This is a genomic window from Microvirga sp. P4_G7 (genome assembly GCF_056401005.1).
Window position 1 is genome coordinate 1 of record NZ_JBFUKD010000874.1, and the last position, 1,305, is coordinate 1,305.

General features: G+C 61.2%; 3 protein-coding genes. 1 reads left to right on the forward strand and 2 read right to left on the reverse strand.

Features of this window, described 5'->3' with window-relative positions; translation table 11 throughout:
- The coding region (locus tag AC1DT3_RS21530) for an invasion associated locus B family protein (RefSeq protein ID WP_477467221.1) at positions 1-599 on the forward strand (599 nt) is incomplete at its 5' end.
- 136 nt (positions 600-735) lie between these two features.
- On the opposite strand, the gene hspQ is transcribed toward AC1DT3_RS21530, so the two are convergent.
- Together hspQ and AC1DT3_RS21540 are read right to left on the reverse strand one after the other, a co-directional pair.
- Positions 736-1,065 (reverse strand): heat shock protein HspQ, encoded by a 330-nt coding sequence (gene hspQ, locus AC1DT3_RS21535; RefSeq protein WP_477467222.1) that lies wholly within the window; start codon positions 1,063-1,065, stop codon positions 736-738.
- Positions 1,062-1,305, reverse strand: a 244-nt coding sequence (locus AC1DT3_RS21540; RefSeq protein WP_477467223.1) for a hypothetical protein, incomplete at its 5' end; no start/stop codon positions are given. The genes hspQ and AC1DT3_RS21540, both read right to left, overlap by 4 nt.

Sequence of the window (1,305 nt, forward strand, 5' to 3'; positions counted from 1 at the left end):
AGCCTGGGCCGTCACAGCCGGAATGGCCGAAGGGTTGCGGCACGGACCAGGGCACCAACTCTGAAATCTGCTACACGGCCCGCGAGTGCGGCGCCGATCAGGGCCAGCCGGGGCTGGCGGGTGCTCTTTATGACGTCAAGGGCGCCCAACCGCAAAAGATCCTCCGTTTCCTGATGCCGCTGGGCCTCCTGCTTCAGCCCGGCATCCGTTTCGCCGTAGACCAGGGCCAGGCGACGCCGGGCCGCTATGCGGTCTGCTTCCCGAACGGCTGCTTCGCCGAGTCGCCTGTGAAGGACGATTTCGTCGCCGCCCTCAAGAAGGGCACGAACCTGAACGTCAGCGTCCAGAACCAGGGCGGTCGCGAAGTCACCTTCGCCGTGCCGGCAACTGGCTTCGGCAAGGCGTTCGACGGTCCGGCCATCGACCCCAAGGTGCTCGAAGAGCAGCAGAAGAAGCTTCAGGAAGAGCTCGAGAAGCGGAGCGACGAGCTGCGCAAGCGTCTCGAGAGCAGCGGCGCGGCCGCTCCTGGCGCGGCTCCTGGTGCCGCTCCGGCAGCGCCTGGTGCAGCTCCGGCGACCCCGGCCGCTCCCAAGCCCTGATCAAGACGAACCTGATCAAGACGAACCTGATCAACACGAACAAAGACGATCCGACGCCGGGCCCAGTGCCCGGCGTTTTTTTTGTCCAAGTCAGTGAGTGGTTTGTGTCAGTGAGTGGTTTGTCGGTTTGTGATTTTTAGTGGGTCAGGATCGGCAGGGCGCGATACGACCCGTCTTTGTCGCGAACGAACATCTCGTCGATCATGGGATTGCGAAGCGGCTCGCTCGAATCGTCCACCACGAGATTCTGCTCGGACACATAGGCGATGTACTCACTCTCCGCGTTCTCGGCGAGGAGATGGTAGAACGGCTGGTCTTTCCGAGGCCGAACATCTTCGGGTATCGACAACCACCAATCCTCGGTGTTGTCGAATTCCGGGTCCACGTCGTAGATCAGACCACGAAACGGGTAGATCCGGTGTTTCACCACCTGGCCGATCCCGAACTTAGCTGAAAGCGCCTTCATCGATACTGCTCCATGGCCTTCATATAAGCTGTCTCGTACCAGTCGCAAAATTCGGGCCAGAGCTTGCGCTGCCAAATTCCATGCAGGGTTGCGTTTTCCGTCTGCCGCCTGTGATCGCCGCGCCATTGCGGGTACCTCGCTTCGCTGCCAAAAGCGCTCAGCTTCAGCGAGCATAAGGATCCGCGATGGCCGACCTGATCGGGTTGTTCAATCTGCTTGCCCCCTTCTTCGGCTTGATCG

Bases quoted from the DNA above. Each gene is read 5' to 3' on its own strand.
- hspQ (WP_477467222.1), bottom strand. From the start codon at position 1,065: ATGAAGGCGCTTTCAGCTAAGTTCGGGATCGGCCAGGTGGTGAAACAC.